The organism is Mesorhizobium sp. WSM3862, from assembly GCF_002294985.1.
Taxonomy (GTDB): Bacteria; Pseudomonadota; Alphaproteobacteria; order Rhizobiales; family Rhizobiaceae; genus Mesorhizobium.
The window spans coordinates 205,257-228,733 of sequence record NZ_NSGE01000009.1 but is presented as its reverse complement, the minus strand read 5'-3'; the positions used below and the strand labels follow the sequence as shown (position 1 = coordinate 228,733).

The window sequence follows — 23,477 nt, the reverse complement described above, 5'->3', positions numbered from 1 at the left end:
CGCAGCGCCGGCAGACAAGCCAAATCCCCACACCAATCCAGACCGGCCCGCCAACGCAGGCCGTTTGCGTTTGCGGCCCTACATTGCCCTCAAGCTCGACTCGACTTTTTGCTGCGATGGTCGCCCGGGCGTGCGTCGTCGGAACGATGCTCGAGGAGGAGAGCTTCGCCGTGCGCGTGGAAAGCACCACCGGGGCCTTCGTGGAGCCGGCGGTGCCGAAGTCGGCCTGATGGTGCAAAGCTTGCAAAGCTGAAGAGGCCAACTCACCAAAGCGGTCGAAACGGCGCTGGCCTCGGCGGCTATAACGCGGCATTGCCCGACGCGTTTCGCGCATCGACGCTACCAGTTCATGTCCTGGCGGTGGGCCGCGTGTCCCAATGGGGCCCGCTCGCGGCGCCGACCGGTCATGAACCGGCGGTGACGTCCATGCGTTGTGTCTCAGCCGGGTGAGTTTGGAACAGCGAAGGAGTCGGAAATGACCACGCATCCCAGCACCAATCGCTTGTCCGCACAGGAGCTGCACGACATCGATGCCTACTGGCGTGCCGCCAACTACCTGACTGTCGGGCAGATCTATCTACTCGACAATCCGCTGCTTCGCGAGCCGCTTCGGCTGGCGCACGTCAAGCCCAGGCTGCTTGGGCATTGGGGAACCTCGCCGGGCCTCAGCTTCATATACGCGCATCTCAACCGCGCGATCAGACTTCGCGATGTCAACGTTATTTACATCTGCGGCCCCGGCCATGGCGGACCGGCCATGGTTGCAAACAGCTATCTCGAAGGCACCTATAGCGAGATCAATCCGGATATTTCCCTCGAAGAGGCCGGAATGAGGACGCTCTTCCGGCAGTTTTCCTTTCCGGGAGGCATCCCGAGCCATGCCGCTCCCGATGTGCCCGGGTCGATCCATGAAGGCGGCGAGCTCGGCTACGCGCTTTCGCATGCCTTTGGCGCGGCCTTCGACAACCCGGATCTTATCGTCGCCTGCGTCGTCGGCGACGGCGAGGCGGAAACCGGCCCGCTCGCCACATCCTGGCACTGCAACAAGTTCCTCAACCCGGCGCAGGACGGCGCGGTGCTGCCGATCCTCCATCTCAACGGCTATAAGATCGCCAGTCCCACCATTCTCGCCCGCATCTCTGACGAAGAATTGCGGGCGCTATTCGTCGGCTATGGCTACGAACCGCTGTTCGTCGAGGGTGACGATCCGCCCCTGATGCATGAGCGGATGGCCGTCGTACTCGACGATGCGCTGGACCGCATCCAGGCAATTCAGCAGGCGGCGCGCAGCGGCGGAGAGACTGCCGACGGCCGGCCGAAATGGCCGATGATCATCCTTAGAAGCCCGAAGGGCTGGACAGGCCCCAAGGAGGTCGACGGGCTGAAGACCGAAGGATTCTGGCGCGCGCATCAGGTTCCGCTCTCCGGTCTCGCCGAAAACCCTGCGCATCTGAAGATGCTCGAGGAGTGGCTGAGAAGTTATCGGCCCGAAGAGCTTTTCGATGCCGAGGGCGCGCCAGTGGCCATGATCCGCGCCACTGCCCCGCAAGGCGGCAGACGCATGAGCTTCAATCCGCATGCCAATGGCGGCCTGCTGCGCCGCTCCCTCCAACTGCCAAGCCTGCAAGAGCATGCCGTATCTGTCCAGCAGCCCGGCGGCGTGAAAGCAGAGTCGACCCGTGTGATGGGCGGTTTCCTGCGCGACGTCATGGCATTGAACCAAAGCGCCAAAAACTTCCGCATTGTCGGTCCCGACGAGACGGCTTCGAACCGGCTGCAGGACGTCTTCGAGGTGACCGAGCGCGCCTGGATGGAAAAGATTCTGCCCGAAGATGTGCATCTCGGCCGCGAAGGCAGGGTTCTGGAAATCCTGTCCGAGCATACCTGTCAGGGCTGGCTGGAAGGCTATCTGCTTACCGGCCGGCACGGCCTGTTCTCCTGCTACGAGGCCTTCACGCACATTGTCGATTCCATGTTCAACCAGCATGCGAAATGGCTGGATGCCTGCGGCAAGCTGCCGTGGCGGCGGCCGATTGCGTCCTTGAACTATTTGTTGTCGAGCCATGTCTGGCAGCAGGAGCACAATGGCTTCAGCCATCAGGATCCGGGCTTCATCGATGTCGCCTTGAACAAGAAGGCGGACATCGTGCGCGTCTATCTGCCGGCGGATGCCAACAGCCTGCTTTGCGTGACGGATCATGTGCTTCGGACATGGAACCGCATCAACGTGATCGTCGCCGGCAAAGCCAATTCCTGGCAGTGGCTGTCGATCACCGAGGCGAAAGTCCACTGCAAGGCCGGTATCGGCATATGGGAGTGGGCGTCGACCGACGGCGGGGCAGAGCCGGATGTGGTGATGGCCTGCGCCGGCGACGTGCCGACGCTCGAGACGCTGGCCGCGGTCCAAATTCTGAAACGCCACGTTCCCGGCCTCAAGGTGCGGGTGGTCAACATAGTCGACCTGATGACTTTGCAGCCCAAGGAACACCACCCGCACGGCCTGTCGGATCGTGAATTCGACGCGCTTTTCACGGCCGATAAGCCAGTCATCTTCGCGTATCACGGCTATCCATGGACCATCCATCGCCTGACTTACCGGCGGACCAACCACGACAACATCCACGTGCGCGGCTACAATGAGGAAGGGACGACGACGACGCCCTTCGACATGACCGTCCTCAATGGCCTCGACCGCTATCATCTCGTCTTGGGCGTGCTCGACCGCATTTCCGACCCGGCCGGCGCGCATATCCGGCTGAAGCAGGCGATGGAAGGCAAGCTGATCGAGCACCGGGCCTATATCCGCGAGCATGGGCAGGACATGCCCGAGGTTCTCGGCTGGAAATGGGAGCAGTAGTCGATGCCGAATCGCCAGGCCAAATGGACGAACGCACGATTGGCCGGGACCGGCCGACCATGACCGATGCCATTCTCGTCCTCAACGGCGGCTCCTCAAGCCTGAAGTTCGCCGTGTTTCAGCAGCAAGACGAGCTTCACCTGCTGGTGCGCGGCAGCGTGTCGTCGATCGGACATCATCCACGATTGCATGTCGCGCCCTCAGAATTGTCACGCGAAATCGACAGGAGCCTGGGGGACGAACCGATCGGGATGGCAAAGGCGTTCGAGGCCATAGCTTCCTATCTCGAGGATCACGCTCTTTTGCGCCGGATCGGCACTGTCGGCCACCGCATCGTCCATGGCGGGCAAGAACTTACCCAAGCGACCTTGCTCGACGAGCGCACGCTCGACGCGCTGCATAGGCTTGAGCCGCTCGCACCGATCCATCAGGCGATCAACCTGGAGATCGTCCATCTGGCCGGTCGGCTTTTGCCCGAAGCCAAGCAAGTCGGCTGCTTCGATACGGCCTTTCACACGGCGCGTCCGGAGCTTGCCAGGCTCTATGGCTTGCCGCGCGAGATGTCGGAACAGGGCATCGTCTCCTACGGCTTCCACGGGCTCTCCTACAGGCACATTGCAGCGAAGCTCCGCGAGCGCTACGGCGACGGTGCCGGTGGCCGAACGATTGCCGCCCATCTCGGCAGCGGCGCGAGCCTGTGTGCGATGAAGGCAGGGGTTAGCCTCGCCACGACCATGGGTTTTTCGACGCTTGACGGCCTCGTCATGAGCACCCGTTGCGGCGCCATCGATCCTGGCGTGATCCTGCACCTTCTGCAGGAGCGCAAGCTGTCGGCCGACCGAGTGACCGAATTGCTCTACGAGCAGTCCGGCCTGCTGGGCGTATCCGGCATTTCCGGAGACATGCAGGCGCTGCTTGGGTCGAAAGACCCGGCGGCGGCGCGCGCCGTCGCGCTCTTCGTCTATCGCGCCGGACGTGAGATCGGATCGCTCGCGGCCGCGCTTGGAGGCCTCGACACTCTCGTGTTCACCGCCGGCATCGGCGAAAATGCATGGCAGATCCGGCAAGAGATCTGCGAGGCTGCTGCCTGGCTTGGTGTCGTGGTCGACCATGGTTTAAATCGCAGCGGCGAAGCGCTGGTCAGCGCGCGAGAGTCCAGCGTCGATGTTCTTGTCATTCCGGCCGACGAGGAACGTGCCGTGGCCACGCAGATCCTCGACTTCGACACGGTCTGATCTCCTCGCGGCAGGATCGCAGGGATTAGCTCGGTAACTGGCGCAGAGCTTCCGCTGAACCAGGACGAGCGTCGGGCGATCGGGCGTCGCGCGGGCCGTTTTCGTTCGCGTCACTTTCCCTTCAAGCTCGACTCGGCGATGGTCAGCCCGGCGCCTCGCTGCCCTATATCCGGCCGCGCGGCCAAATGCATAAGGAGCGGAAGATGCGGCAGGCACTGATCGTATGGGGCGGCTGGGAAGGGCATGAACCCGAAGCCGGGGCGCGCCTCCTCAAAGCGATGCTTGAGGAGGAAGGCTTTGCCGTGCGCTTGGAAAATACGACCGCGGTGTTCGCCGACCCGGCGATCGCCGACCTCAGCCTGATCGTGCCGATCTACACCATGTCCAAGCTCGCCAAGGCCGAAGAGGCGAACCTCACCAAAGCGGTCGAAAACGGCGTCGGCCTCGGCGGCTATCACGGCGGCATGGGCGACGCGTTTCGCGAATCGACGGACTACCAGTTCATGTGCGGCGGCCAGTGGGTTGCCCATCCCGGCAACATCATCGACTATCGTGTGAATATCGTGCGGCGCGACGACCCGATCGTGGCAGGCATCGACGATTTCCAATACCGCTCCGAGCAATATTACATGCATGTCGATCCATCGAACGACGTGCTGGCGACCACCACCTTCTCGGGCGAGCACGCGCCGTGGATCGCCGGCGTTGTCATGCCCGTGGTTTGGAAGCGCCGGCACGGCAAAGGGCGGGTGTTCTATTCGTCGCTCGGCCACGCGGCCAAGGAATTCGAGGTGCCGCAGATGCGCACCATCCTGCGCCGCGGACTTGTGTGGGCGGCACGCTGAGCGCGCCCGTCGGTGCGGGCTGACGCCGGCGGCGGCCGGATTTCCCGAACCGAAAGCATTACCGACCCGCTCCTATGATCATGACAGATCATATGAATGAGTGATTTACATAAGACGTAAGCTTTCATACAACTGCCGGCAGCAACTTGCTCTATCGGGAGAGGATTGCGTGGAAAATATCGTTCCTTCGGACGCAACCGGGTGGATGCCTTCGGTCGACCAGGGCGGCGCAAGCGTGCACAACGCCGTCGTCAGCGTGCTAGGCAGCCGCATCCTGGGCGGCGACTATGCTCCCGGTGCAGCCTTGCCGCGCGAGGAGGAACTCTGCGCCATGCTGGGCGTCAGCCGCACCTCGGTTCGGGAAGCGGTCAAGGTGCTGTCGGCGAAAGGCCTTGTCGAGGCCAGGCGGCGGGCGGGCGTGCGCGTGCTGCCGCGCGACAGCTGGCGCCTGCTCGACCCGGTGGTGCTCGGCTGGCACCCTTCCATCCAGGATGACGAGGAGCTCGTTTCCGGCCTGCTCGAGGCGCGCCGCATCTTCGAGCCGGCGGCGGCCGAGCTTGCGGCAAGGCGCGCCAGCGCCGCCGATCTCGCGGAAATCGAACGCGCGGTCGTCGGCATGCGCGACAATATCCCGGGCGACCTCAACGCGGTCTGCCAGGCGGACCTTGCCTTCCACAAGGGCGTCATCGCCGCCAGCCATAATGTCGTGCTCAAGGGGCTGGTCGGCATGCTGGAAGCTGCCCTGCGCGCCACCTTCCTGGTCACCAATCCGTTGATGGAGGCGCAATCGCGCGCGCTGTCGGCGCATGTCGCGGTGCTGGAGGCGATCCGCGTCCGCGATACCGCCGGCGCTCGCGGCGCCATGAACAGGCTGCTTGACATCGCCGCCGACGATCTTCACGCCAGAGGGTGACGTTTCCGACTTGACGCCATTTTTTATCATATGATATTTTAATTTCATATGATCTAATTAGCGTCAATGGGAGGAGTTGCGCTTGAGGATCGTGGCCATCACCACGCGCGTCGTGAACGCGGATATGCGCAACTGGGTGTTCGTGCGTGTCGAGACCGACCAGCCGGGCCTCTACGGTTGGGGCGAGGCGACGCTGGAATGGAAGACCCAGGCCGTCGTCGGCGCCGTCAATGACCTCGCGCCGCTTCTGGTCGGCCGCGACCCGCGCGACATCGAGCAGGCGGTGCGCATCCTCAAAAAGCACTCGTTCTGGCGGCTCGGCGTCATCGGCATGTCGGCGGTTTCCGGCATCGAGCTGGCGCTCTGGGACATTTTTGGCAAATGGCTCGATCAGCCGGTCTGGCGCTTGCTCGGCGGCAAGGTGCGCGACCGGGTCAAGGTCTACACGCATCTCGGCCTCGGCGACATGCGCGCCGTCTACGAAACGTTGGAGACCGAGCCGTTGGTGCGGCGCGCCTCCGAAGTGGTTGCCACGGGCTATCGCGCGCTGAAGGCCGTCTTCATCCCCTACAGCCACTATCATGCGCCGCTCGTCGAGGTCGACAAGGTCGGCCGCCTAATGGAGGCGCTGCGCAAGACAGTCGGTCCCGAAGTCGAGATCATGGTCGATTTCCACGGCCGTCCCGCCTCGGCCTCCACCGCGCTCGCCTATATCGCCGCGCTTGCGCCCTACCGACCGATGTTCGTCGAAGAGCCGCTGCCGCCGGGCGAGACCGGCGCGCTGGCGCAGCTCGTCGCCAAATCGCGCGTGCCGATCGCCACCGGCGAGCGGCTGATCGATCGTCCCGAATTCGACGACCTTTTCCGGGCAAGGGCGGTCGACATCGTGCAGCCGGACATCTGCCACTGCGGCGGCCTGCTCGAGGCGAAGAAAATCGCCGCCATGGCCGAGGCGGTCTCGGTGGGTGTGGCGCCGCACAATCCGCTCGGTCCGATCGCCGGCGCGGCGGCGCTGCATTTCGCGGTCTCCACGCCCAATCACCTGATCCAGGAAGAGATGGTCGGTGCCGTGCCCTGGTATTTCGAGGTGGTGAAAGGGCCGATCCGCATGATCGACGGCTGCTGGCAGGTGCCGGATGCGCCCGGGCTCGGCGTCGAGGTCGACGAAGCGGTCGCCGATCGGCATCCCTACAGGCCGGAGGTCATGCACACCACCAATGCCGTCCTTGCCGACGGCACCATCGTGGACTGGTGACCATGGCCGGGCGACTGAAGGACAAGGTGGTGATTGTCACCGGCGCCGGGCGCGGCATCGGCGAGGCGACGGCGCGCGCGATGGCCGCCGAGGGTGCGGCCATCGTCGTGGCCGAAAAGGATGCGCTCAGCGGAAAGAGCGTTGCCGCGTCGCTGGTCGAAGCCGGCGCTCGGGCGCTGTTCGTGGAGACCGACGTCGCCGATATCGCATCCTGCAAAGCGATGGCCGAGCAAGCGCTTGCCACCTTCGGCCGCATCGACGTGCTGGTCGCCAATGCCGGCATCAACGTTTTCCACGAGCCGCTGGAAACCACGGAAGAGGAATGGCGGCGCTGCTTTGCCGTCGATCTCGACGGGGTGTGGTATTCGGCGCGCGCCGTGCTGCCGGCGATGCGGGCTCAGACGCAGGGTTCGATCGTGGCGATCGCTTCCTGCCATTCTTTCGCGATCATCCCCTCGACCTTCCCCTATCCGGTTGCCAAGCACGGACTGCTCGGCCTGGTTCGATCGCTCGGCATCCAATACGCGGCCGAGGGCGTCCGCGTGAACGCGATCGCACCCGGCTACATCGAGACGCAGATCGCGGTCGACTACTGGAACACCTTTCCTGATCCGCAGGCGGAGCGCCAGCGCACCTACGACCTGCACCCGCCGCGCCGCATCGGCCGGCCGGAGGAGGTGGCGATGACCGCCGTCTTCCTCGGCTCCGACGAGGCCCCGTTCATCAACGCGGCCTGCATCGTCATCGATGGCGGGCGCTCGGTTCTCTATCACGAATGAGGTTTCGCACCGGCGGCCGGTCGCCGGAAACGTCTTCAAGCAAAAAGGACTCCCGCCGGCCGGGATCGATGGAGGAGGAAACCATGAAACGCATGATCAGGACGTGGCTTGCTGTGGCCGCGACCGCAGCCGTCGCGCTGACGGTCCACGGCGCCGGCGCGCAGGACAAGATGAAGTTCGGCTATATCAACAAGATGGGCGACCATCCCTGGTTCGTCCGCGAGGTGAAGGGCGCCAAGGACAAGGCCGCCGAGCTCGGCGTCGACCTGCTTGTCCAGGACGTTCAGTTCGACGCCAACCTCGCCGTCACCACCTTCGACACCTATGTCGGCGACGGCGTCAAGGGCATCGCCGTGGTGGTGCCGGACCGCTCGCTCGGCCCGGTCGTCGCCGACAAAGCAAAGGCCGCCAAGATCGGCCTGATTGCTGTCGACGACGACATCGCCTTCGCCGACGGCACGCCGGTCGCCTATGTCGGCATGAACGCGCTCAACATCGGCAAGCAGGTCGGCGGCGAGATTGCCCGCATCGTCAAGGCCGAAGGCTGGGACAAGGACCTCTCCAAGGTCCGCGTCGGCTCGATCGAGGACCAGAAGGCCGACACCTGCATGCGCCGCAACAAGGGCGCGGAGGAAGCGTTGGTCGCGGCGATCCCGGAGATCAAGTCGCGCATCGTCTCGATACCCTACGACAATACGATGGTCAACTCGATCGATGTCGTGTCGACGACGCTGACGGCCAATCCGGACGCCGAGAAGTGGATCTTCTACTCCTGCAATGACGACGGCGTGCTCGGCGGCGTGCGCGCCACAGAGAATGCCGGCATGAAGCCGGAGAACGTCATCGGCATCGGCATCGACGGCTCCCGCTCCTGCGAGGCCTTCGGTTCCGGCAAGCCGACGGGCTTCCGCGGCACCATGTGGCTGGACAGCGCCAAGCACGGCGCCGCCGCCATCCAGGCGCTCTACGACCAAGCCACCGGCAAGGAGATGCAGAAGGACTATTTCCAGGACGCCACGCTGATCAGCGGCGAGAACTTCGCCAAGTTCAAGGACACTCTCGGTTGCAAGTCCTAGGCTCCCTTTCGGGCTCGGAGCGGATGGCCTTCGGGCGGGCGGCTTCAAAGGGAGCCTCCCGCCCATGACCGTGCCCGTCGTTTCTGTCGAAGGCGTCAGCAAGCGCTTCGGCGCCGTGCAGGCGCTGCGCGACGTGTCGGTCGCTTTCAACGTCGGCGAGATCACCGCGCTGATCGGCGAGAACGGCGCCGGCAAGTCGACGCTGATGCGCGTGCTGGAGGGCGAGCATCGGCCGGATAGCGGCCGGGTTCTGGTCGACGGGCAGCCGGTGCAGCTCAGCTCGCCGCGCGCCGCACACGGCTCGGGCATCCGCGTCATCCATCAGGAGCCGGAGATCATCCCGGAGCTTACGGTGGCGGAAAACATCTTCATCGGCGACATCAAGGCGCGGGGCGGGATTTTTCTCGACCGCGCTGATCTCGAAAGGCGCAGTCTCGACCTATTGCGCACCTTTGGCGTGGTCGACGTGCTTTCGCCCGGGCAGCGCTGCCATGGCCTGAGCCCGGCGCTGAGGCAGCTGATCGAAATCATGCGCGCGCTGCGGCCGGGCGCGCGGCTGCTTGCCTTCGACGAGCCGACCTCGTCTTTGACGGAGGACGAGGCGCAGCGGCTGTTCCGCGTCATCCGGCGCCTGAAGGCCGACGGTGTCGCGGTGATCTACATCTCGCACCGGCTGCGCGAGATCATCGAGCTTGCCGATCGCTGCGTGGTGATGCGCGACGGCAGCCGGGTCGCCGACGAGCCAATCGCGGCGCTCGATGAGCAGCGCATGGTGCGGCTGATGGTTGGCAGGCCGGTGAGCGACCTGTTCAACCGAAAAGAGCGCGCGCTCGGGCCGGTCCGGCTGGCGCTCGAAGGCGTCACGACACGCCGCGTCGACGGGATCAGCTTCGAGGTCAGGGCCGGCGAGATCGTCGGCCTGGGTGGATTGGTCGGCGCGGGGCGGACGGAAGTCGCGCGTGCGATCGTCGGCCTCGATCCTCTGCTCTCCGGGCGAATGGCCGTCGGCGGCCAGCCTTACAGGCCACGCGAGCCGGCGGATGCAGTTGCCGCCGGAATCGGGCTGGTGCCGGAGGACCGCAAGCAGGAAGCCCTGCTTTTTATGCAGGCGGTGCGCGACAATGTCAGCCTCGTGGTGCCCGACAAGGTGTCGCGCTACGGCTTCTTCAGCCGCAGGCGCGAGCGCGCGCTGGTCGCCCGCCATGTCGCCGAGCTCAGGGTCAAGACGCCGTCGATCGAGCAGGCCGTCGGGAAGTTGTCCGGCGGCAACCAGCAGAAGGTCGTCTTCGCGCGCTGGCAGGCGCGGGGGCCGGCTGTGCTCATCCTCGACGAGCCGACGCGCGGCATCGATGTCGGTGCCAAGGCGGAGATCTACAGGCTCATCGAAAGCCTGGCCGACCAAGGCCTCGCCATCGTGCTCATCTCCTCGGAGATGCCGGAGCTGCTCGGCCTCGCCGACCGCGTCCTGGTCATGCAGAGCGGCCGCATCAGTGGCGAGCTGCCGTGGCAAGAAGCGAGCGAGGAGGCGGTGCTGGCACTGGCCATGCGCTCGGACAAGAAAGCAATCGAAAGGAGGGTGTCGTGACCGATACCGCGACCGCCGGCCGCGAGCGCGCGCCGGCCAGTCTGTTTGGCCGCATCGGCGCGCAAAACATCAGCCTGCTGATCGCCCTGGTCGTGCTGCTGGCGATCTTTGGCGTGTTGAGGCCGGACGTCTTCTTCACGCCCCGCAACCTGATCAACATAGGCCTCGCGGTCACCATTCTCGGCATCCTGGCAATGGCGCAGACCGTCGTCATCGTATCGGGCGGGCTCGACATCTCGGTCGGGTCGATCGTCGGCCTGAGCACGATGGTGCTGGCCGTCGCCGCCCAGGAAACCGGCTCCATCCCCGCCGGCATCCTCGCCGGCCTGCTCGCCGGATTGCTGGCAGGCGCAGTCAACGGGCTGATCATCGTCTACGGGCCGGTCAATGCGGTGATCGCGACGCTTGGCACGATGTCGGCCTTCCGCGGCCTCGCCTATCTGATGAACAACGGCAATTCCATACCGATCACCGGCGACAGCCTGCGCGCGCTGGGCATCGGCACGCTGTTCGGCCTGCCCTTCGCCATCTGGCTGCTGATCGCGGCGATGGCGGCTTTCATCGTTTTCACCCGTGAGACGGTCGTCGGCCGCAACATCTACGCGCTCGGCGGCAATCCGACGGTGGCGCGGCTCGCCGGCATCCCGATCCGCCGCTACCAGATCTCGATCTATGCGATGAGCGGCTTCGCCGCGGCGGTGGCGGGTCTGGTGCTCGCCAGCCGCACCATGTCCGGACAGCCCGCCTCCGGCAGCCAGGGGCTGGAGCTCGAGGCTATCACCGCCGCGATCCTCGGCGGCTGCGCGCTGCAGGGCGGCAAGGGCACGATCATCGGCGCGATGTTAGGTGTGCTGATCATCGGCGTCCTTAACAACGGCATGATCCTGACCTCCGTGCCGACCTTCTACCAGCTGCTCGCCAAGGGCGCGCTTTTAATCCTGGCCGTCATCGTGCAAGAGCGCCAGCGGGCCCGGTCGGGAGAATAGCCCCGCGCGGGGTTAGACGCTTTCGAGATAGGTCTCGATCTCGAAGTCGCTGACATTGAGCGCGAAGGTGTTCAACTCCTGGCGTTTGCAGGCGATGAAAGCGTCGCGCAGCACGGCCGGGAAGATTTCGGCGACGCGCTTGCCGGTCTCGAAAGCGGCGATCGCCGAGGCCCAGTCAGGCGGCAGCTTGGCAAGCGTGAGGCCCTGTCCCTCGCCGCCGGTCGGCTCGCCAGGCGACAGCTGCCGCTCGATGCCCATCAGCGCGGCACCCAGGATCGCCGCCAGCACCAGATAGGGATTGGCGTCGGCCCCGGAAACGCGATGCTCGATGCGGCGCGCGGCAGACGGGCCGCCTGGAATGCGGATCGCCACCATGCGGTTTTCGTAGCCCCAGGCGACAGCCGTCGGCGCATAGGACCGTGGCCGCAGCCGGCGATAAGAATTGAAATGCGGCGCGAACACCAGCGTGCTTTCGGCCATGGCCGCGAGCAGGCCGCCGACGGCGTGGCGCATGGTGTCGGAGCCCTGGTCGCTGCCGTCGTCGAAGATGTTGCGGCCGTCCTTGTCGAGCACGCTGAAATGAACATGGAAACCGTTGCCGGCGCGCTCGCCATAGGGCTTGGCCATGAAGCAGGCGGCAAAGCCGTGCTTGCGCGCGATGCCCTTGACCGTGCGCTTGAAAAGCACGGCGTCGTCCGCGGCGCGCAAGGCATCCGGAACGTGGTTGAGGTTGATCTCGAACTGGCCGACGCCGTTCTCGGCGATCGCCGTATCGACCGGAATGCCCTGCATGCGGCAGGCTTCGTAGATGTCGTGGATGAAGCCTTCGAAATCGTCGATTTCGTCGATCGAAAGCGCCGCATCGGAATCGAGACGCCGGCCGGTGACCGGCGAGACAGGACCGACCGGACGCTGCGATGTCGGATCGACGAGATAGAATTCAAGCTCGGTCGCGGTAACCGGCGTCAGACCAAGCGCTGCGTAGCGGTCGAGGATGCGGGCGAGCGCGCGGCGCGGATCGCCGAGATAGGGTGCGCCGGCCTCGTCGGCGAGCCACAGGGGCAAAAGCGCCGTCGGATGCGCCGTCCAGTTGACGGGCAGGATGCCGCGTCCGGTCCAATGGCAAAGCCCGTCGGCGTCACCGGTCGAGAAAACCTGGGCGTTGCCTTCGATGTCCTCTCCCCAGATGTCGAGCCCGATCAGCGAATAAGGCATGCGCAGCTTGCCTTCGAGCGCCTTGCGCGCCTGCTCGACCGGGATGCGCTTGCCGCGCATGATGCCGTTCAGGTCGCACACCGCGGCCCGCAGGCTCTGGATGTCGCTTCTGCTTTCAAGCCAGTTCAAAACGTCCGCAATTGCATCGCCCAATTTCCAGCCCCTGTTCTTTCGGAGGTGCTGCAGCCGTTCCGGCTACGATATCCATTCTACAGCTTGTGAGTTTATGAAGGTCGCCACGGATGGTTCCAGGCGATGTTCCTTCATTTTTTCAATTCACTAGCTGGGATATCGGGCGGCATTTTGGGTCCATAGCTGCGATCTGCGATCGCAACATAGCTGGCCGCTAGGGGAAAGCCAAGGGGGCATTTGCGCGGTCAACGGTGAGCTGGCCGGTATCGTGATGGCCGAGGGCAATCCCTCGATCTACGCTGAGGCATTAGTGCCGCAATTCAGGAAACTTGATCTGTTTGAGAATGTGCGTCGCGCCCTCGTCGATGTCGCGCACGATGGCCGCGCGGGCTCGTTCGCCGTCCTGGACCTCGATCGCCGCCACGACCTCTTCATGATAGTCGATGCCGAGAATGCCGGCGAGGTCGTCCTCGAAGCCGATGCGCAGGTTGCGGAGGAAGGGGCCCACCTGCATCCACACGGTCTCGATCAGGAAGATCATCTGCTCGTTGCCGCAGTGGCGGTATATCGAGAACTTGAAGTCGTGATTCTTGCGCAGGTAGTCGTCGATGTCGCCGCTGCGGGCGGCCTGGGTGAGTTCGGCGCAATGACGGCGGATGGCGCGCAAGTTGTTGCCGTTGATGAGGCCGGTGGCGAGCTCAGTGGCCGTGCCTTCCAGGACCGTGCGCACGTCGGTGAGCTGCTGGAAACGGTCCGCCGAAATCATCGGCACCTCGACGCTGCCGTTCGGCATCGGGCTCAGCGCCCTGAGCGCCTGCAGCCGCATGAAGGCGCTGCGCACAGGCATGTCGCTGGTGCCGAGCTCCTTGGCGAGCTTGCGCGAGGTCAGCTTCTGGCCGGGCTGGAGCTGACCCGACATCAGCGCCCGCACCAGTTCCAGATAGACTTTCTCATGCAGCGGTACTGTGTCGAGGGCAGTCAGTCCGAATTGTGTTTTGTCGGCCATTGGCTATGCGCTACTTCGTCCGTCCCTGAAATCTGGTTTAGCCGCTCTGTCTGCAACCGGAGACTTGGCCGGCGGCCCTCGATCCGCACGATAGACGGTTAACGCGCGGCGCCGCAAGTGAGGCAGGGGCGGCCTCCTGACTGGCCCGAACGGCGCCCCTCGGCATGCGCGCCGTGGAGCGGTTCCAGTTAGCTGGAGACGCGCTATCCGATGCGCGCGTCGATGATCTCGACGAAGCGCGCGAAGAGGCCGGCCTGCGACCTGATCTTGAGCTTGCGATAGATGTTGCGGCGATGGACCTTCACGGTCCCTGGGACGATCCTGAGCGCCCTGGCGATCGATTCCGTCGAGTGACCCTGGAGCACCAGGTCGACGACCTGTTTCTCGCGCGAGGTCAGCGACAGGCTCTTCCAGATGTGGGCGCGATCCAGCTCATTGGTCACCGCCGCGGCTTCGCCCGGCGGCGCAACCGTGGTCTCTTCGGCAGGCAAGGCTGGCCAGCGCTGTCGGCAGAAGCCGACCACCGCGGGAGCCATGTCGCGCAACAGCCTAGCGTCGGCTGTTCCGAACGGCCCCGAGGCGCGCAGCCGCATCAGCGACAGCACCAGCGCATCCTTGCCGGCCAGCGGAACGAAGAAGCCGACCTCCTCGGCGAGCCGGGTCTGGCTGTAGTACGAGCGGTAGTACTCGCTGGCATAGAAGCGGTCCGGCGCCAACTCGCGCATGCGCCAGAAGCCTTCCCTGCGCTCGACCGCGGCGTGATGGAAGGGGTCGAGCAGATAGGGCCCTTCCTGATAGAGCGCGACGAAGATGTGGCTTTCGGCCGGCGAGAAGGTCTCGAACAGAAGCGGCGGCCGCGCAGCACCCCGATAGCCGAAGACGACGCAGTGATCGAAGCGGACATGCCCGCGCAGCCAGCCGACGATCGCCTTGCCGAAATGATCGCCGGTCTCGCGCGCCGCGGCAATCACGGCGCCGAGCGCGTTGTAGTCGTCGCTGCGGGAGGCGCTCAATTCATACCCCTCTAAACGATAAAATCAACTAAATATACCACCCGCGAGGTATATACTAGACGCCATTGGCTCTGCTAGCTTTGCAAAATTGCCTCACGCTGTCGCTGGAGCCCGTGGCTTGACTGCAGTGCCCGATATCGAGTTTCGCGCGGTCACCAAGCGCTACGGCGCCGTCACGGCGGTCAGCGGCATCGACCTTGCCATCCCGCCGGCGGCCTTTGTCGCCCTGCTCGGACCATCCGGCTGCGGCAAGACGACATGCCTGCGCATGATCGGCGGCTTCGAGCAGCCGAGCGAGGGGCAGGTGCTGATCCGCGGCCGCGACATGGCCGGAACGCCGCCTTACCGGCGTCCGGTCAACATGGTGTTCCAGCAGTACGCGCTGTTTCCGCATCTCGATGTCGAGGAGAACATCTCCTACGGACTGCGCCAGGCAAGGCCGCGTCTGTCGCCGCGCGAGATCAGCCTGAAGGCAGGCGAGGCGTTGGCCATGGTGCAGCTTGCGGGCTACGGACGCCGCAAGATTCACGAGCTTTCCGGCGGCCAGCAGCAGCGCGTCGCGCTCGCCCGGGCGCTGGTCAACAAGCCTGCGGTGCTGCTGCTCGACGAGCCGCTGGCGGCGCTCGACAAGAAGCTGCGCACAGACATGCAGATCGAGCTGCAGAACCTGCAGCGCGAAATCGGCATCACCTTCGTTCTGGTCACCCACGACCAGGAGGAGGCGCTGTCGATGAGCGACTTCGTGTGCGTCATGAATGGCGGCCGCGTGGTGCAAATCGGCCAGCCGAGCGAGATCTATGACGAGCCGGCCGATCTGTTCGTCGCCGATTTCGTCGGCAAGACGAATCTGCTCAGCGGCAAGGTGGCCGGGCTCTCCGGCGACCTCGTCGATGTGGCGCTCGCCGACGGCACGGTGATTTCGGCGCGCAAGCGGGTACCGCTCAGCCGGGGCGAGGCCGTATCCGTCAGCCTTCGGCCGGAATCGCTCAGCCTCTCGGCGCCCGGAGGCGGCGGACTCAAGGGCATTGTCCGGAACCGCATCTTTCTTGGCTCGACCGCGGAATACGCGATCGAAGTGCAGGGCATTGGATCATTGCTTACCAAGGCCGATCACGTGACTGGCCGGGGCAACCTTTTCGAGCCGGGCGAACCCGTCGCCATCGGCTTCGCCGCCGGAGCGCCGCTGGCGTTTCCGCACCCTAAGAACAACGGGACCAACCAGAGGGAAGACCAACATGTCAAAATCCTATCGTGACGGATTGCCGATAAGCCCCGAAAAATTCGTCGACCAATTGATGCGCCTGAAGCGCGGCTCGATCAGCCGACGCGACTTCCTTGGCCTCACCGGTCTTGGTGTCGCGACCGCGGTGATGGCGCGCGAGCTCGGCATCATGCCGACACCGGCCTTTGGTGCCGAGAACCTCGGCGACCGCATGTCTATCGCCACCTGGCCGAACTATCACGACCCGCAGACCTTCGAGAACTTCAAGGCCGAGACGGGCGTGGCCGTCGAGGTCAACGTCTTCGGTTCGAACGAAGAGATGCTGGCCAAGCTGCAGGCCGGCGGCTCGGGCTGGAGCCTGTTCGTGCCGACCAACTACACCATCTCGACCTATAAGAAGCTCGGGATCATCGAGCCGCTGGACATGGCCAAGCTCGGCAATTTCGACGGCAGCAAGGAAGATGCCCGCTTCACCGCGGAAGGCACGATCGACGGCACGATCTACGCCGTGCCGAAGAACTGGGGCACGACCGGCTTTGCCGTCAACACCAAGAAGCTCGCCAAGCCTATGTCGAGCTGGAAGGAATTCTGGGACACGGCCATGGCGGAAGGCGATGGCCGCACCATGGTGCACGACTACCAGCTGACCACGATCGGCAATGCGCTGAAATATCACGGCTACTCGTTCAACTCGCTGAAGCAGGACGAGCTCGCCAAGGCCGAGGAACTGCTGCTCAAGGTCAAGCCGCATCTGTTCGCGGTGTCGAGCGACTATCAGCCGTCGATGCGCTCGGGCGACGCCTGGATGACGATGTGCTGGACCAACGACGGCGCGCAGCTTCATCGCGATATTCCTGAGATCGCCTATGTGCTCGGCAAGGAGGGCGGCGAGATCTGGACCGACTTCTACGCCATCCCGAAGGACGCGCCGAACAAGCCGGCCGGCTATGCGCTGCTCAACTACCTGATGAACCCGAAGGTCGCCGTCAAGGAGCATCTGGCCAATGGCGCGCCCTCGACCGACGCGCGGGTCAACGCGCTGCTGCCGAAGGAGGTGCTCGAGAACCCGATTCTCTATCCGGCCGCCGAGCTTCTGAAGCCGCTCGAGTTCGGCGCCGCCGCGACGCTCACCGATCCGGGCCGCGCCGAGCTGATGGCGCGCTTCAAGGCCGCGTGAGTCAGGGCACCAACTCCGGTCAAGTTCTTACCGCCGGCGGGCAGAGGTCCGCCGGCGCCGAAGCGGCTTTTTCAATGCGCGGCAGGTTCCTTCGCAAAAATCTTCTGACGGCCCTGCTGCTCGCTCCGGCGACGTTGTGGCTCGTCGTGTTCCTGGTCTTGCCGTTCGTCGCCATCGCCGTCTTCAGCGTCGGTGAGCGGGCACCCGAGGGCGGCTACCAGGCAGCGTTCACCTTCGCTCAATATGCCAACCTGCCGGCACGGGCGACCGCCTTCTGGAACACGATGATGCTGGCGCCGGTCGGCGCGCTGGCCTGCCTCCTCGTCGGCTATCCTGTCGCCTACTACCTGGCGCTGCGCGCGCCGCAGCGCTGGCGGCTGATCCTGCTCGCGCTGATCGTCATCCCGTTCTGGACCAGCCTTCTGATGCGCACCTATGCCTGGATGTACATCCTTGGCGGGCGCGGCATTCCCGCCCTGCTCGCCTATATAGGCATCGAGGATCTCAGGCTGATCAACACGCCTGGCGCGGTGCTGCTCGGCATCGTCTATGGCTATCTGCCGCTGATGATCCTGCCGATTTATGTCAGCCTCGAGCGGCTCGACCGGCGGCTGCTCGAGGCTTCCGCCGATCTGGGTGCTACGCCGCTATCGACCTTCCTCGGCGTCACGCTCCGGCTGTCGTTGCCGGGCGTGATGACCGGATTTTCGCTGGTGATGATCCTGCTGCTCGGCGAGTATCTGATCCCCACGCTGCTTGGCGGCGGCAAGGTGTTCTTCATCGGCAACGCCTTGGTCGACCTCTTCCTGCAGTCACGCAACTGGCCGTTCGGATCGGCGATTGCCATCACGCTGGTGCTGGTCTCGGTCGTGGTGCTGATCATCGCCAACCGCATCTCGACCCGGCTTTCCGGCGCCCGCCGCGTGGACCTGATCTGATGCGCGCCTTCGTCGTTGCCGTCTTTGCGTTCCTCTATCTGCCGATCGCGCTGGTCGTGCTGTTCTCCTTCAATGCCGGCCACCACGCCAGCGAGTTCACCGGCTTCTCCGAGCAATGGTACGGCAAGGCGCTGTCGAACCCGTTCCTGGTCGAGGCGCTGAAGAACAGCCTGTTCATCGCCACCACCAGCGCGCTGCTCGCGGCCTTCTGCGGCACTGCCGCGGCGCTCGGGCTGCAGCGTGTCGGCGCGCGGACAAGGGGCGTGTTCGACGCATTGCTGGGTGCCGCGATCGTTGTGCCGGGTGTGGTCATCGGCATTTCGACGCTGGTAGCCCTGGTGCAGCTCTTCGCCGTCGTCAATCCGTTCCTCGCTTCGGTTTGGCCGACCGACCAGCCGCCGCGCCTGGCGCTCGGCTACGGCTCGATCATCGCCGCGCACGGCCTGTTCTCGATGGCGCTGGTGACGATGATCGTCGGCACGCGGCTCAGCAGCCTTGACCGCAACCTGGTCGAGGCCTCGAGCGATCTCTATGCGACACCGCTGACGACGTTCCGCTCGATCGTGCTGCCGCAAATCATGCCGGCGGTGATTGCCGGTTTCCTGCTCGCCTTCACCTTCTCCTTCGACGACTTCATCATCGCCTTCTTCGTCGCCGGCGCGCAGACGACCTTGCCGATCTATGTCTTTGCCTCGATCCGACGCGGCGTGACGCCGGAGATCAACGCCATCGCGACGATCGTGCTCGCCGCCTCGGTGCTGCTCGTCCTGCTCGCGCAATGGCAGCTCGGCCGACGAAAACCATCGCCTTGAAAGACAGATCCATGATTTTGAAAGATCGCATCGCCGTGGTGACGGGCGCCGGGTCGGGCATCGGGCGCGCCGGCGCCATGATCATGGCGCGGGAAGGGGCTGTCGTGGTGATCGCCGACCGGGATCCGGCGGCAGGCGAGGCCACGGCGGCCGCTATCCGCGCAGCCCGCGGCCGCGCCGAAGCGGTTGCGACTGATGTCGGCAACGACACGGCGGTCGAGGACCTCATAGCGGGAACGCTCGGCAAGCACGGCCGGATCGATATCCTGCACAGCCATGCCGGCATCCAGGTCGGCGGCACGCTGACGGAAGTCAGCACCGACGGCATGGACGCGTCGTGGCGGATCAATGTGCGTGCGCAGTTCCTCGCGGCGAAGACCGTCATGCCGGCGATGATCGCGCAGGGCGGCGGCGTCATCCTCAACACTGCGTCCAATTCCGGCGTCTTCTACGATCGCGAGATGATCGCCTATGCCACGTCCAAACATGCGGTGGTGGCGATGACCAGGCAGATGTCGCTCGACTACGCCAAGCACAATGTGCGCATCAACGCGCTCTGTCCGGGCTGGGTCGACACGCCGTTCAACGAGCCGTTCATCACCCAGATGGGCGGGCGCAACGCAATCGAAAACTATGTCCGTACCAAGATCCCGATGGGGCGCTGGGCGAGCGCGGAGGAAATCGCCGAAGCAATCCTGTTCCTGGTCTCCGACCGCTCGTCCTTCATGACCGGCCAGGCGCTGGTCGTCGACGGCGGCGAAAGCATCGGCTGAGGCGCGCTTGGCGAGCGATCTACCGGTCGACGGGATTTCCAAATGCCGGATCGCGGCGTCGCGAGTAGGTGTCGATACGCGGCAGATCGTCGGAAAATTCCAGCCAGGGCAGACGCAGCCGCCAATAGGCGTGGGCTTGTGGCCGAAACCGCTCCGGATGGTCGAAGAAGCCGATGGTGACATAAAGCTCGTCGTTCAGACCCTCGTCGCGATAGGCGATCGAGGTGCCGCATTTCTCGCAGAAGCTGCGGACGATGCCCCGGGTCTTCGAGAATTCCCTGGGCTGGCCGCGGGTCAAGCGGAACTGGTCCGGCCGGTAACCGATCCAGATGGTCAGCGGGCTTCCGATCGCCCGGCGGCAGTCGTCATCATGGTCGAAGCAGATCCAGAACGGATCGCCCTGCATCTCGGCCGCGATCGCCCCGCAAAAACATGCCCCCGTTTCGATCGTGCTTTCCATCCCATCGCTCCTGATCGTGCTGAATCCGTCGGCCGCGCTGTGCGCCGGTGGCGTGCTCAGTGGGAACATCAAAACCGGCAGCGGGTTCCTTCGGGCGGGCAACGCGCGCAGCGGCCCCAGCGGGTGGGCTTGCGCCGGAAGCAACGATCGGTCAAACCGTAGGCCAGGTTCCTTGAAGAGGTTTGCCGTGCAAATGGAAAAAAGCCGCTCCGGCTCTCGGCTGTTTTCAATTTCGGCCGCAAGAAGTCGTCTTTCAGCGGGGCATCACTAGTCATGCGCTGTTGCCGGCACGAGAATCTGCAACGCGCGGAGGAGACCAAGGTCGGTTCGCATGTCGTTCGTGACGGCTGGACCGAGGGGGTATGCGGAGCGCTCGATCCGGCCTGTTGGCCGGCCATCAGGCGGGCGTCCGTCGTTCAGATCACGTAGCTTACTCAGCGCTCAAACCGAAACGGACGTGCCCGCCGAAGCGACTTCTCCTTCGTACGGACATGACCGATGCCTGACAAACCGAATTCCTCATTTCCCAGCGCCGATCCGCAAAGCTGGCTGACCACGCATGGAATAAGCGAGGTCGAGTGCCTGGTGCCCGATGTCAACGGTGTGCTGCGCGGCAAGGCCTTGCCGGCGGCCAAGTTCCTGAAGTCGCTCGAGGACCGTGCGCTCTACCTGCCCAGCAGCGCTTTCCTGGTCGCGATCGACGGCCGCTATTCCGGCTCCATCGATGAAGGGTTCGCCTATCAGGACCCCGACATGCGCATGGTGCCCGACCTGTCGACGCTCAGCGTTGCGCCGGGCGGCGGAGACGGCAAGGCCTATGTCTTTGCCGATACGTTTCACATGGACGGCCGGCCGTGGATGGCTTCGCCGCGCCATGTGCTGAGGGCCGTGCTCGATCTTTACCGCCGGCGCGGCTGGCACGCCGTGATGGCGCCGGAGCTCGAATTCTACCTTACGGCGCCCAATCCCGATCCGGACCGGCCGCTGACCGCGCCGGTCGGGCGCAACGGACGGCCGGAAAGCGTGCAGCATCCCTATGACATGCAGGCGCTGGAGGAGTTCGAAGCGGTGACGCGTCGCCTCTATGAGCACGCCGCGGCGGCCGGCCTGCCGCTCGACACGCTGATCCACGAATCCGGCACGGCGCAGCTCGAGATCAACTTCCTCCATGGCGACCCGCTGGCGCTGGCCGACAAGGTGCTGTTGTTCAAGCGCATGGCCAGGCAGGCGGCGCAGGCGAGCGGTATGCACGCCACCTTCATGGCGAAGCCGATCGCGGCGCAGGCCGGCAGCTCGATGCATCTTCACATGTCCATCATCGACGAAGGCGGCGAGCCCCTGTTTGCCGGCAAAGACGGCGAGGACACAGAAATGTTCGCGCACTTCATCGGGGGCCTGCAGAAATACGTGCCTGAAATCATGCCGCTGCTTGCGCCCAACGTGAACTCGTATCGCCGCATCCGGCCGGGCCACAGCGCGCCGGCCAATATCGAATGGTCGCATGATAACCGCTCCTGCGGCCTGCGGGTGCCGATGGGCGGGCGCGCCGCGCGGCGGGTGGAGAACCGGTTGCCGGGAGCCGACGCCAATCCCTACCTCGCCATGGCCGGCTCGCTGATCGCCGGATATCTGGGCGTCGAGGAGAAGCTGGCCCGCTCGCAAGAAGCCTTCGGCAACGCCTATCGCAGCCAGAGCACGCTGCCCAAGACCATGGAGGAAGCGCTCGACCGTTTCGCCGCCTGCGAGCCGGTGCGGGCGCTACTCGGGGAGGATTTCTTCCAAACCTATCTGCGCGTGAAAAGCGTAGAGCTCGACCTGTTCCAGACGGTGGTGACGTCGTGGGAACGCGACCATCTGCTGCTCAAGGTGTGACTATGGCTTCGACGGGTTTCAATTCCGGACTTGATATCGGCAAATCCTATTATGTGGCGACTGCCAATGCGGCGCCGGACCATCCGGCGCTTACCGGCGATGTAGAAGCCGACCTGGTGGTCGTCGGTGGCGGCTGCACCGGGCTTTCGGCGGCGCTCCATGCGGCCGAACGCGGCCTTAAAGTGGTGCTGCTCGAAGGCGGCAAGATCGGCTGGGGTGCCTCCGGGCGCAATGGCGGCCAGATAATCCCCGGTCTGCGCAAGGGCGCCAAGGGGCTGGTCAAGGCGTTCGGGCCGGAGCGGGCGAAAGCGCTATTCGACCTCGCCTTCGAGGCGAGAGGCTTGGTGCTCGACATTATCGAGCGCCACGGCATCGAGTGCGACTTGCGGCTGACCGGCCATCTGGTCGGCGCGGTCAACGGCTCCGACATGCGCGAATTCGAGGAGGAGGCCGAGTGCCTCGCCAAGGTGATGGACTTCCCGCATGTCGAGATCCTGTCGGCGGCGGAGGCGCGGCGCATGGTCGATACGCCTTATCTCGGTGCATCCTTCGAGACGCTCGGCGGCCACATGCATCCGCTGAACTACACCCTGGGGCTCGCCAGGGCCGCTTCTGCCGCTGGCGTCACCATCCACGAGAACTCGGTCGCTGTCCGGTTGGAGCGCGAGCCCGCTATCCGGCTGTTCACCGACAAGGGCTCGGTCCGTGCCAGGCATGTGGTGCTGGCCGGCGATGCGCTGCTCAACGGGCTCGAGCCGCGCGTCAACAGCCGCATCATGCCGATCGGCAACTACATCGTCGCCACCGAGCCGTTGGGCGCGCGCAACGTCATCCCGTCCAACGCCGCGGTTTCGGACACGCTTTTCGTGGTCAATTACTACCGCATGTCCGCGGATGGCCGCCTGCTGTTCGGCGGCGGCGAGCGCTATACGCCCTCGCCGCCCGCCGACATTGCCGGCTTCGTGCGGCCGCATATGGAAAAGACCTTCCCACAGCTTAGGGGGTGCCGGATCGACCATGCCTGGGGCGGGCTCGTGTCGGTGACGACGTCGCGCCTGCCGCATGTCGGGCATTATGGCGAGGTTTATTTCGCGCATGGCTATTCCGGCAAGGGCGTCATCCTGTCGACGCTGTCGGGCAAGCTGCTCGCGGAAGCGATCACCGGCGATGCCTCGCGGCTCGACCTGTTCTCGACGCTGACGCCGCTGCCGTTCCCCGGCGGCACGGCGCTGCGCGGGCCGCTCTATGTGCTCGGCATGCTGTGGTATGCGATGCGGGATCGCCTCAGGCATTGAGGCGCCGACTTTCCCGTCGGTGCCGGCGACG

The 23,477-nt window shown here is 64.8% G+C and carries 21 protein-coding genes; 16 read left to right on the top strand and 5 right to left on the bottom strand.

The genetic code is table 11. From position 1 onward, the window contains the following. Nucleotides 1–334: hypothetical protein (locus CK224_RS31690; RefSeq protein ID WP_210199674.1), on the bottom strand; the 334-nt coding region annotated here is incomplete at its 3' end. A 141-nt stretch (nt 335–475) separates the two neighbouring features. Between CK224_RS31690 and CK224_RS25085 the strand changes: the two genes are divergently transcribed. The 9 genes from CK224_RS25085 to CK224_RS25045 all read left to right on the top strand — a co-directional run bounded on the left by CK224_RS25085 (nt 476) and on the right by CK224_RS25045 (nt 11,531). Continuing rightward, complete coding sequence (locus CK224_RS25085; RefSeq protein WP_095783592.1) at nt 476–2,857, top strand: phosphoketolase family protein; 2,382 nt, start codon at nt 476–478, stop codon at nt 2,855–2,857. Nucleotides 2,858–2,916: 59 nt separating this feature from the next. Beyond that, entirely contained in the window at nt 2,917–4,092 is a 1,176-nt protein-coding gene (locus CK224_RS25080) for an acetate/propionate family kinase (RefSeq protein WP_095783610.1), read from the top strand. Between the two features lie 203 nt (nt 4,093–4,295). Then, the gene (locus CK224_RS25075) at nt 4,296–4,937 is read left to right on the top strand and encodes a ThuA domain-containing protein (RefSeq protein WP_095783591.1); all 642 of its coding nucleotides are present in this window, start codon (nt 4,296–4,298) and stop codon (nt 4,935–4,937) included. Between the two features lie 169 nt (nt 4,938–5,106). Continuing rightward, on the top strand, nt 5,107–5,850 hold the full coding sequence (locus tag CK224_RS25070) for a FadR/GntR family transcriptional regulator (RefSeq protein WP_082953630.1): 744 nt from the start codon (nt 5,107–5,109) through the stop codon (nt 5,848–5,850). A 91-nt stretch (nt 5,851–5,941) separates the two neighbouring features. Beyond that, nucleotides 5,942–7,105, top strand: a complete 1,164-nt coding sequence (gene dgoD / locus CK224_RS25065) for a galactonate dehydratase (protein WP_245426194.1) — start codon at nt 5,942–5,944, stop codon at nt 7,103–7,105. 2 nt (nt 7,106–7,107) lie between these two features. Continuing rightward, a complete protein-coding gene (locus CK224_RS25060; protein ID WP_095783589.1) occupies nt 7,108–7,884 on the top strand; it encodes an SDR family oxidoreductase in 777 nt (258 codons plus the stop codon). Between the two features lie 83 nt (nt 7,885–7,967). Then, nucleotides 7,968–8,960 (top strand): substrate-binding domain-containing protein, encoded by a 993-nt coding sequence (locus tag CK224_RS25055; RefSeq protein ID WP_082953661.1) that lies wholly within the window; start codon nt 7,968–7,970, stop codon nt 8,958–8,960. A gap of 64 nt (nt 8,961–9,024) precedes the next feature. Continuing rightward, on the top strand, nt 9,025–10,545 hold the full coding sequence (locus CK224_RS25050) for a sugar ABC transporter ATP-binding protein (RefSeq protein ID WP_095783588.1): 1,521 nt from the start codon (nt 9,025–9,027) through the stop codon (nt 10,543–10,545). Beyond that, nucleotides 10,542–11,531 (top strand): ABC transporter permease, encoded by a 990-nt coding sequence (locus CK224_RS25045; protein WP_082953629.1) that lies wholly within the window; start codon nt 10,542–10,544, stop codon nt 11,529–11,531. Before CK224_RS25050 ends, CK224_RS25045 begins: the two co-directional genes overlap by 4 nt. Before the next feature lie 12 nt (nt 11,532–11,543). Here CK224_RS25045 and CK224_RS25040 read toward each other — a convergent pair whose 3' ends face one another. From CK224_RS25040 to CK224_RS25030, 3 genes are all read right to left on the bottom strand, one after another. Then, the gene (locus CK224_RS25040; protein WP_067319031.1) at nt 11,544–12,899 is read right to left on the bottom strand and encodes a glutamine synthetase family protein; all 1,356 of its coding nucleotides are present in this window, start codon (nt 12,897–12,899) and stop codon (nt 11,544–11,546) included. Between the two features lie 286 nt (nt 12,900–13,185). Then, nucleotides 13,186–13,884 carry a GntR family transcriptional regulator gene (locus tag CK224_RS25035; protein WP_066990043.1) on the bottom strand — a complete coding sequence of 233 codons (699 nt, stop codon included), beginning with the start codon at nt 13,882–13,884 and terminating at the stop codon, nt 13,186–13,188. Nucleotides 13,885–14,087: 203 nt separating this feature from the next. Beyond that, the gene (locus CK224_RS25030) at nt 14,088–14,897 is read right to left on the bottom strand and encodes a helix-turn-helix transcriptional regulator (RefSeq protein WP_095783587.1); all 810 of its coding nucleotides are present in this window, start codon (nt 14,895–14,897) and stop codon (nt 14,088–14,090) included. Nucleotides 14,898–15,015: 118 nt separating this feature from the next. On the opposite strand from CK224_RS25030, the gene CK224_RS25025 reads away from it, so the two are divergent. The 5 genes from CK224_RS25025 to CK224_RS25005 all read left to right on the top strand — a co-directional run bounded on the left by CK224_RS25025 (nt 15,016) and on the right by CK224_RS25005 (nt 19,819). Continuing rightward, nucleotides 15,016–16,152, top strand: a complete 1,137-nt coding sequence (locus CK224_RS25025) for an ABC transporter ATP-binding protein (RefSeq protein WP_095783586.1) — start codon at nt 15,016–15,018, stop codon at nt 16,150–16,152. After that, nucleotides 16,133–17,296, top strand: coding sequence for a spermidine/putrescine ABC transporter substrate-binding protein (locus CK224_RS25020; RefSeq protein ID WP_095783585.1), 1,164 nt, complete (start codon nt 16,133–16,135; stop codon nt 17,294–17,296). Before CK224_RS25025 ends, CK224_RS25020 begins: the two co-directional genes overlap by 20 nt. Nucleotides 17,297–17,370: 74 nt before the next feature. Next, nucleotides 17,371–18,234, top strand: coding sequence for an ABC transporter permease (locus CK224_RS25015; RefSeq protein WP_095783584.1), 864 nt, complete (start codon nt 17,371–17,373; stop codon nt 18,232–18,234). Further along, a complete protein-coding gene (locus CK224_RS25010) occupies nt 18,234–19,046 on the top strand; it encodes an ABC transporter permease (protein WP_066990030.1) in 813 nt (270 codons plus the stop codon). The genes CK224_RS25015 and CK224_RS25010 overlap by 1 nt, the downstream gene beginning before the upstream one ends. Nucleotides 19,047–19,057: 11 nt before the next feature. Further along, nucleotides 19,058–19,819 (top strand): glucose 1-dehydrogenase, encoded by a 762-nt coding sequence (locus tag CK224_RS25005; RefSeq protein ID WP_095783583.1) that lies wholly within the window; start codon nt 19,058–19,060, stop codon nt 19,817–19,819. Nucleotides 19,820–19,838: 19 nt separating this feature from the next. Here the strand turns inward: CK224_RS25005 and CK224_RS25000 are convergent, their stop codons facing one another. Further along, complete coding sequence (locus tag CK224_RS25000) at nt 19,839–20,279, bottom strand: GFA family protein (RefSeq protein ID WP_095780081.1); 441 nt, start codon at nt 20,277–20,279, stop codon at nt 19,839–19,841. A 498-nt stretch (nt 20,280–20,777) separates the two neighbouring features. Here CK224_RS25000 and CK224_RS24995 point away from each other — a divergent pair, with 498 nt between their 5' ends. Continuing rightward, nucleotides 20,778–22,151, top strand: coding sequence for a glutamine synthetase family protein (locus CK224_RS24995; protein WP_095783582.1), 1,374 nt, complete (start codon nt 20,778–20,780; stop codon nt 22,149–22,151). A gap of 2 nt (nt 22,152–22,153) precedes the next feature. Then, nucleotides 22,154–23,446, top strand: coding sequence for an FAD-binding oxidoreductase (locus CK224_RS24990; protein ID WP_176478011.1), 1,293 nt, complete (start codon nt 22,154–22,156; stop codon nt 23,444–23,446). Nucleotides 23,447–23,477 lie beyond the last annotated feature (31 nt).

What these genes read in the sequence shown, in the direction of transcription:
- CK224_RS25050 (WP_095783588.1), top strand. Translation starts at nt 9,025, where the DNA reads ATGACCGTGCCCGTCGTTTCTGTCGAAGGCGTCAGCAAGCGCTTCGGC.
- CK224_RS25060 (WP_095783589.1), top strand. Translation starts at nt 7,108, where the DNA reads ATGGCCGGGCGACTGAAGGACAAGGTGGTGATTGTCACCGGCGCCGGG.
- CK224_RS25020 (WP_095783585.1), top strand. Translation starts at nt 16,133, where the DNA reads ATGTCAAAATCCTATCGTGACGGATTGCCGATAAGCCCCGAAAAATTC.
- CK224_RS25010 (WP_066990030.1), top strand. Translation starts at nt 18,234, where the DNA reads ATGCGCGCCTTCGTCGTTGCCGTCTTTGCGTTCCTCTATCTGCCGATC.
- CK224_RS25080 (WP_095783610.1), top strand. Translation starts at nt 2,917, where the DNA reads ATGACCGATGCCATTCTCGTCCTCAACGGCGGCTCCTCAAGCCTGAAG.
- CK224_RS24990 (WP_176478011.1), top strand. Translation starts at nt 22,154, where the DNA reads ATGGCTTCGACGGGTTTCAATTCCGGACTTGATATCGGCAAATCCTAT.
- CK224_RS25035 (WP_066990043.1), bottom strand. Translation starts at nt 13,884, where the DNA reads ATGGCCGACAAAACACAATTCGGACTGACTGCCCTCGACACAGTACCG.
- CK224_RS25000 (WP_095780081.1), bottom strand. Translation starts at nt 20,279, where the DNA reads ATGGAAAGCACGATCGAAACGGGGGCATGTTTTTGCGGGGCGATCGCG.
- CK224_RS25075 (WP_095783591.1), top strand. Translation starts at nt 4,296, where the DNA reads ATGCGGCAGGCACTGATCGTATGGGGCGGCTGGGAAGGGCATGAACCC.
- CK224_RS25005 (WP_095783583.1), top strand. Translation starts at nt 19,058, where the DNA reads ATGATTTTGAAAGATCGCATCGCCGTGGTGACGGGCGCCGGGTCGGGC.
- CK224_RS25085 (WP_095783592.1), top strand. Translation starts at nt 476, where the DNA reads ATGACCACGCATCCCAGCACCAATCGCTTGTCCGCACAGGAGCTGCAC.
- CK224_RS25055 (WP_082953661.1), top strand. Translation starts at nt 7,968, where the DNA reads ATGAAACGCATGATCAGGACGTGGCTTGCTGTGGCCGCGACCGCAGCC.
- CK224_RS25015 (WP_095783584.1), top strand. Translation starts at nt 17,371, where the DNA reads ATGCGCGGCAGGTTCCTTCGCAAAAATCTTCTGACGGCCCTGCTGCTC.
- CK224_RS24995 (WP_095783582.1), top strand. Translation starts at nt 20,778, where the DNA reads ATGCCTGACAAACCGAATTCCTCATTTCCCAGCGCCGATCCGCAAAGC.